Origin of the sequence: Dietzia sp. B44 (assembly GCF_014145245.1) — a bacterium.
In the GTDB taxonomy this organism is placed as follows: Bacteria; Actinomycetota; Actinomycetes; order Mycobacteriales; family Mycobacteriaceae; genus Dietzia; species Dietzia natronolimnaea.
In genome coordinates, this window is sequence record NZ_JAALEF010000132.1 from 1 (window position 1) to 6,590 (window position 6,590).

Genomic DNA, 6,590 nt, shown 5'->3' on the forward strand with positions numbered 1-6,590 from the left:
CCCGCCCCGCAGGCGCCGGGCCCGGACACCCCGAACGGTCGCGGCTGAGCCTCGCGCGTCCACCTCGCGTCGCTGTACACGGGAAAGGCCCGCCCCCGCTGGGGGCGGGCCTTTCCGCGCATCTGCTCGGATCAGCGCGGCGCCATGCGGAGGGCGCCGTCCATACGGAAGCTCTCGCCGTTGAGGTAGTCCTGCTCGACGATCGCGCCTGCCAGCTGCGCGTAGTCCGACGGGCGGCCGAGGCGGGACGGGAACGGGATGGAGGCCTCGAGGGTCTTCTGGAACTCCTCGGTCAGGCCACGCAGCATCGGCGTCTCGATGGTCCCCGGGGCGATGGTGTTGACCCGGATACCGAACTGGGCGAGGTCGCGAGCCGCGCAGATGCCCATCGAGTACACGCCGCCCTTGGACGCGGCGTAGGCGATCTGGCCGACCTGGCCCTCGTAGGCGGCCACGGAGGCGGTGTTGATGATGACGCCGCGCTGGCCGTCCTCGTCGACCGTGTCCTGGGTGGACATGGCCTCGGCGGCGAGCCGCAGCACGTTGAACGTGCCGACCAGGTTGACCGAGATGCAGGTCTGGAACAGGTCCAGGGCGTGCACGCCCTTCTTGGAGACGATGCGGGCGGCCGGGGCGATGCCCGCGCAGTTGACCACGACGCGCAGCGGGGCGGCCTCGGTGGCCTTGGCGATGGCGGCCTTGACGTCGTCCTCGCTGGTCACATCGGCGGGGAGGAGGGTGATCCCCTCGTCGATGCCCTGCTCGACGGCCTTGTCGATGGACTGCTGGAGGTCGAGGCCGAAGACGATCGCGCCCTTCTCTGCGAACGAGCGCGCGGTGGCGTTGCCCAGGCCGGAGGCGGCACCGGTGACGATGACGGAAGCACCCTTGATGTCCACGGGCGATGTCCTTTCTCTCTAGGAGGCGAGCACTAGGAGGTGCAAGCACTTACCGGCCCAGTGTTCCAGAACCGTGTTCAGCGCACGTCGAAGGCCGGGCTCTCCCCCCGCACGGGGAACAGTCGGCCGTCGATGCCCCGACCGGAGGCGGTGTACACCACCCGGTATTCGCCGGCCGGTGTCCCCGGGGGGATGTCCCAGGTGATGAGGGCGTTGGTCACGGTGAGCAGGCCCTCGAACACGATCATCGTGGACCAGTCGCCGTCGTCGTGGACCCGGATCCACCGTCCGCCGTCCCGGCGCTCCACGGCGAGGTAGGTGTCACCCCGCCGCAGGTCGGAGTTGGGGTTCGTGCCGCAGAACCGGACCACGACCCGCTGCCCCACCCGGTACCCGGGCAGGGGCGGGTCCAGCACGTCTCCGAAGTTCCGCAGCGGCGCCGGGGTGTCCACGAGCGGGTTGCCCAGGGGGGAGACGGGGATCTGCCCGGTGAGGTCCCGTTCGGAGGCGCCCGGGTCCAGGGGGGATCCCGACCGCATCGAGCGCGCCAGGTCGGCGGCCACCTGTTGGATGGCGGGCAGCGTCCACGGGCCGAACGCGGTGGCTCCGCCCTCGTAGTTCTGGGCCGAGTACTCCTCCGGGGTCGTGACGTAGTGCCCGTAGGCGTTGGAGTACCCCTGCACGGTGATGTGGTCCTCGGGGACGGCGAGTTCGGCCGCCAGGGTGCGGCGCAGGCGCAGGCCCGCCACGACGGTCGGCTCGAAACCCAGGCTGAACAGGTAGTGCCCGCCGAGCCGGACGAGGTGGAACGGGTACACACGTTGGATGGCGTGCGGCACAAGACCGACGGGAAGCAGCACGTCCTTGGCGCCGTGCGCCTCTCGTAGCCAGGCGGGGATCACGACCTCGGAGATGGCTCTGACCTCCGGGTTCCCGCCCCGGTCACCCTCGTTGAAGGGCAGCTCCTCGGCGCCCCCGCCGTCCTCCTGGCTGCCGGCGGCGAACGCCGCACCGAGGGCCGCCACCGCGGTCCGGTGTGTGCGGCCGTCGCCGGTGAACTCCGGCCGCACGTCGACCGCCGACATGTCGACCCAGCGGTGGCGGACGTCGATCCCGCCACCCAGCGGGCGGACGTTCCGGCCCACCTGGTCGCGCGCGGCGGCGAACTGCCGCTCGCCGTTGATACGGGTGTTGAGCCACTCGTCCGGCGTCGGCCCCCGCCCGGGTTCGAGGTCGAGGTTGGGGCTGACGTCACCGGGGTTGGTCTGAGCGAAGGCGGCCACCAGTGCCGGGGTCCCGCCGGCCAGGTAGTCCTGGCCCGCGGCCTCGCGCTCCCAGTACCAGGCGGCGTACCCCTTGTTGTCCGAGGAGGACAGTGCGTTGGCGGCGGTCATGGACGTGGCGTGCGAGGCGAACCAGTTGATCACCCCGACGAGCCGTTCACCCCTGGTGATCTGCAGGGACTGTGACCGGGGGTCGATGCCGGTGGGGAAGTGCGCGCGTTCGTCGGCGGTGTCCCGGTCGAACGAGCCGCGGGAGCGGTTGACCCCCGCGTCGTACAGGTGGCCCGTGGTGACCCCGACGCTCGACGGGGCGAGGTCGTGGTGCGCCATTCTGACGGCGTCGACGATCCCGGCGCAGTTGGCGTCGAAGGTGACGGGCCGGAACCCGAGCATCGACAGGTCGACCATCGGGTGACCGGACGTCCCGCCGGGTGCGGCGTGGGTGTGCGTGGCCGTGATGACCACGTTCCCCTCGTGATAGGTGTCGCCGAACTCCGCGGACAGGCGTCGCAGGACCTCCTGTTGGATGGACTGGAAGATCAGCCCGATCTCGGCGGTCACGTGGACGAACCTGGGTGACGACGGCGAGTCGGCGAAGACGAACGCCCGGGCCCGCTGCCGCAGATGCAGACCCACGGAGTGCTGCTCGGTGTCGGCATACCCGTTCATCCCGGCCCCGAGGGATTCCCCGGTCATGTCGCCGATGCCCCGCCCCACGTACATCCGGGTGGCCTGCGCGGGCGCGACCGCGGGCAGGACGGAGTGCAGTGCGACCACACTGCCGAGGGCGGCGGCCCCACCGAGGACGGTGCGGCGCCGGATGCCGCGATGACCGGCTCCGTGGCGGTCGGTGACGTGGTGAGACATCGGCATCGGGCTCCCAGGGTGCTCGGGCGGCTGGTGACCTTGGTCACCTCATGGGACGTCAGAGTACCCAACTGGACGCTTGACCGGGGAGGGCCCCGGGTGGACGAGGACGGGTACCCGGGCGACGAGGACGGGTACCCCTGTGAACGAGGACGGGCCCCCGCGCGGCTGCACGGGGGCCCGTTCGTCGGATGGGGGTGGTCAGCTCTTGGCGGCGGCGTAGCGCTCGGCGACGTCCGCCCAGTTCACGACGTTCCACCAGGCCTTGACGTAGTCCGGCTTGACGTTCTTGTACTGGAGGTAGAAGGCGTGCTCCCACATGTCCAGCATGAGCAGCGGGGTCATGTTGATCGAGATGTTGCCCTGCTGGTCGGTCAGCTGCTGGATGATCAGGCGCTGTCCGATGTGGTCCCAGCCCAGGACCGCCCAGCCGGACCCCTGCAGGGTGGTGGCGGCGGCGTTGAAGTGGGCCTGGAACTTGTCGAACGAACCGAACTCGGCGTCGATCGCGGAGGCCAGCTCGCCCTCGGGCTTGTCGCCCCCGTCGGGCGACATGTTCTGCCAGAACACCGAGTGGTTGGTGTGGCCACCGAGGTGGAAGGCCAGGTTCTTGCTGAGCAGCGGTGCCTTGGTGGAGATGGTGCCGTCCTCGCGCGCGGCGGCGAGCTGCTCGAGCGCGTCGTTGGCGCCCTTGACGTAGGTGGCGTGGTGCTTGGAGTGGTGGAGCTCCATGATCTCGGCGGAGATGTGCGGCTCCAGCGCGCCGTAGTCGTAGGCGAGGTCGGGAAGAACGTACTCGGCCATAGTGGTGAGTCCTCTCAGTTGGGTGACGGGCTGCGCGTGGGACCTGCCCATGGCGCCCGTCACGACGTCCGGTTCCCACCATAGTGATCGCACACCGGCGGTGTCGGCCACCGGCGCAGCGGCTCCGTGGGTACCCGCCCGACCTGCCATGATCGGAGGCGTGGATCATTCCGGTTCGACCCCTGTCCGCGTCATCTCCGTCTCCGCGGTGGTCCTGACCCGGCCGGACGGGGCCGTGGTGACCGTGCGCAAGACGGGCACGGACCGCTTCATGCTCCCCGGAGGCAAGTGGGAGCCGGGGGAGTCCCCGCTGGCCTGCGCGGTCCGCGAGCTCGGGGAGGAACTGGGGTTGACGATCGCCCCGGAACTCCTGACCCCGCTCGGGCGGTTCGACACCGCGACGGCGAACGAGCCCGGGTTCAGGCTGGTCTCCGAGGTGTTCGCCGCGGAGACGGAACAGGACATGGAGCCCCGGGCGGAGATCGCCGAGGCCCGCTGGCTGACGTCCGCCGAGGTCCGGGGCGTCGCGCAACTCCCGGAAGACCAGTGCGCGCCATGGGCTCCGCTACTGGTCAGGGTCGCTCGCGAGGGCTTGGCGTGACGGGGTGGCCGCCGATCAGACGGCGAGGATCGCGATGAGTGCGAGGAGCAGCAGGGCGGCGGTGAGGACGCTGACGGCGAGGTTCCGGTGACTGACGTGGTCACTGCACCCCGACCCCTCGAAGGGCTGGGACGAGCCGCGGTCGAGAATGTCGTGCAGCTGCTGTGCGGCGGGCTTTGAAGCGGTCACGTCGAGCTCCCCACTGGTCGATCTGCGGCCCACCCTATCGCGAACTATGGTGTTCGTCACATCACGTCCGGATCACGCGGCCGCCGCGGGGTTACCCTGGCTCCATGGGCTGGCTACAGGACGCGATCAGACAATCGACGATGCGCACGGCGACCGAGGTGATCGACGCCGACTCGGCTCTGCCGGGCAGGTCCGAACCGGTCGCCGTGGCGCCGACCAACATCGTCACCGGCAACCCGATGGTGCCGCCGTTCCCCGAGGGGTACGAGACGATGGCGCTGGGGATGGGCTGCTTCTGGGGTGCGGAGAAGATCCTCTGGCAGCTCGAGGGGGTGTGGACCACGGCCGTCGGCTACGCGGGCGGGTGGACACCCAATCCCACCTACGAGGAGACCTGCACGGGGGCGACGGGCCACACCGAGGCCGTCCTGGTGGTGTTCGACCCCGAGGTGTTGCCGGTCGAGCGACTGCTCGCCACGTTCTTCGAGTGGCACGACCCGACCCAGGGCATGAGGCAGGGCAACGACATGGGGACGCAGTACAGGTCCGCGGTGTTCGCCACCACGACCGCGCAACTGGAGACGGCCCGTCGACTGGGGGCCGCCTATGAGAAGGAACTGGACGCGGCCGGCCGCGGGCCCCTGACCACCGAGTTCGGGATGCTCGGAGAGGTCCGGTCCGGCGAGTTCGCCTACGCCGAGGACTATCACCAGCAGTACCTGGTCAAGAACCCCGGCGGTTACGACTGCCACGTCCGTAGCGGCGTGGCCTGCCCGATCTGAGGTCCCGGGGCACCGGCCTTCTCGGCCCCTTCCGCCCCGCACCTGCCCCTGCCGTCCCCGGGGCGGCAGGCGCTCCCGCGGATGATCGCCTCGGCGAGATCCGCTCCCGGGCATGAACTCCCGCGTGAGCCGTGGGGCGGGCCGCTGTTCATGGCCAGGGGCGGATGGCATCTGCGCACGCGCATGAAGAGGCCGGGCGGATGGCATCCGCGCGCGCGGATGACGGGGCGCAGAGGCGGATGGCAGACACACCCTGTGGTGGGGAGGCGGTCCCGTCAGCGGGTGTGTGCTCGGGACATGCGGAAGGGCCCGGCCGGGATCTCTCCCGGGCCGGGCCCTTCACGTCGATGCGGCGTCAGATCGCTCTGACGTCAGATCACATCGGGGTGATGTTCTCCGCCTGCAGGCCCTTGGCGCCCTGCGCGACGTCGAAGGAGACCTGCTGGTTCTCCTCGAGCGAGCGGTAGCCCGAGCCCTGGATGGCGGAGAAGTGCGCGAAGACGTCGGCGGAGCCGTCGTCGGGGGCGATGAAGCCGAAGCCCTTGTCAGCGTTGAACCACTTCACGGTGCCGGTAGCCATATTGGCGTCCTTTCGAGAGTCGGCACTCCGCTTGTCGGAGTACCAGATGATGCAGCAGAGAGCGTGCTGTGTGTTTCCCTGCGGTGCCGCATCGTTCTCTCGCAAGAACGGTGGATCTACAGAAATACAACGTACGTTTTCAACTACTGAGCAGAACCCTACAGTCTCAGAGCCGGTCCGTCACCCCCACGGGGTGTCCGGCAGGTGAATTCGCCGTTCCACCTCGGTTCCAGGGCGTTCCGACGGGCGTCCGACGGCGAGACTGGGCGGGTGTACTCCGACCTGACCCGCGAACTCGATTCCCTCCTGGGAGACCTCGGCCCCGGCCGTGCCGGACGGGCACGGGACATGGAGCGGGTGGACCCGACCCACCGTGGGGGCGCCCTGAACCTCGTCGACTACGCGACCCTGCGCCGGCACGACCTCCGGGATCTGCAGGACCGACTGCTCGACGCCGGCGTGTCCCCGCTCGTCGGCTGCGAGGACGACGTGGAGGCGGCACTCCGGGCCGCCCGTGCCGCTCTGGCCGCGCTCGGGGGGCAGGACCCGACGCGCTTCGCCGACCGTCACACCACGGCAGCGGCG

7 protein-coding genes and 1 pseudogene are annotated in these 6,590 nt (G+C 70.0%); 3 read left to right on the top strand and 5 right to left on the bottom strand.

Going from position 1 to position 6,590, the window contains the following annotated elements:
• Positions 1 to 131: 131 nt before the first annotated feature.
• The 3 genes from G6017_RS05190 to G6017_RS05200 all read right to left on the bottom strand — a co-directional run bounded on the left by G6017_RS05190 (position 132) and on the right by G6017_RS05200 (position 3,853).
• On the bottom strand, positions 132 to 899 hold the full coding sequence (locus tag G6017_RS05190; protein ID WP_179524210.1) for an SDR family NAD(P)-dependent oxidoreductase: 768 nt from the start codon (positions 897 to 899) through the stop codon (positions 132 to 134).
• 77 nt (positions 900 to 976) lie between these two features.
• Positions 977 to 3,055, bottom strand: coding sequence for a neutral/alkaline non-lysosomal ceramidase N-terminal domain-containing protein (locus tag G6017_RS05195; RefSeq protein WP_182616245.1), 2,079 nt, complete (start codon positions 3,053 to 3,055; stop codon positions 977 to 979).
• Between the two features lie 195 nt (positions 3,056 to 3,250).
• Positions 3,251 to 3,853, bottom strand: coding sequence for a superoxide dismutase (locus tag G6017_RS05200; protein ID WP_031265000.1), 603 nt, complete (start codon positions 3,851 to 3,853; stop codon positions 3,251 to 3,253).
• Between the two features lie 160 nt (positions 3,854 to 4,013).
• On the opposite strand from G6017_RS05200, the gene G6017_RS05205 reads away from it, so the two are divergent.
• Positions 4,014 to 4,454, top strand: coding sequence for an NUDIX hydrolase (locus G6017_RS05205; protein ID WP_304813335.1), 441 nt, complete (start codon positions 4,014 to 4,016; stop codon positions 4,452 to 4,454).
• 15 nt (positions 4,455 to 4,469) lie between these two features.
• Here the strand turns inward: G6017_RS05205 and G6017_RS05210 are convergent, their stop codons facing one another.
• Positions 4,470 to 4,643 (bottom strand): hypothetical protein, encoded by a 174-nt coding sequence (locus G6017_RS05210; protein ID WP_179524212.1) that lies wholly within the window; start codon positions 4,641 to 4,643, stop codon positions 4,470 to 4,472.
• A 104-nt stretch (positions 4,644 to 4,747) separates the two neighbouring features.
• Here G6017_RS05210 and msrA point away from each other — a divergent pair, with 104 nt between their 5' ends.
• On the top strand, positions 4,748 to 5,425 hold the full coding sequence (gene msrA, locus G6017_RS05215; RefSeq protein WP_179524213.1) for a peptide-methionine (S)-S-oxide reductase MsrA: 678 nt from the start codon (positions 4,748 to 4,750) through the stop codon (positions 5,423 to 5,425).
• 376 nt (positions 5,426 to 5,801) lie between these two features.
• Here the strand turns inward: msrA and G6017_RS05220 are convergent, their stop codons facing one another.
• Entirely contained in the window at positions 5,802 to 6,005 is a 204-nt protein-coding gene (locus G6017_RS05220; protein WP_007629661.1) for a cold-shock protein, read from the bottom strand.
• Positions 6,006 to 6,275: 270 nt separating this feature from the next.
• Between G6017_RS05220 and G6017_RS05225 the strand changes: the two are divergent.
• A pseudogene (locus tag G6017_RS05225) lies at positions 6,276 to 6,590 on the top strand (pyruvate kinase); the annotation flags it as partial.

Excerpts from the sequence above, each read along its gene's own strand:
- G6017_RS05195 (WP_182616245.1), bottom strand. The coding sequence starts at position 3,055 with ATGCCGATGTCTCACCACGTCACCGACCGCCACGGAGCCGGTCATCGC.
- G6017_RS05200 (WP_031265000.1), bottom strand. The coding sequence starts at position 3,853 with ATGGCCGAGTACGTTCTTCCCGACCTCGCCTACGACTACGGCGCGCTG.
- msrA (WP_179524213.1), top strand. The coding sequence starts at position 4,748 with ATGGGCTGGCTACAGGACGCGATCAGACAATCGACGATGCGCACGGCG.
- G6017_RS05220 (WP_007629661.1), bottom strand. The coding sequence starts at position 6,005 with ATGGCTACCGGCACCGTGAAGTGGTTCAACGCTGACAAGGGCTTCGGC.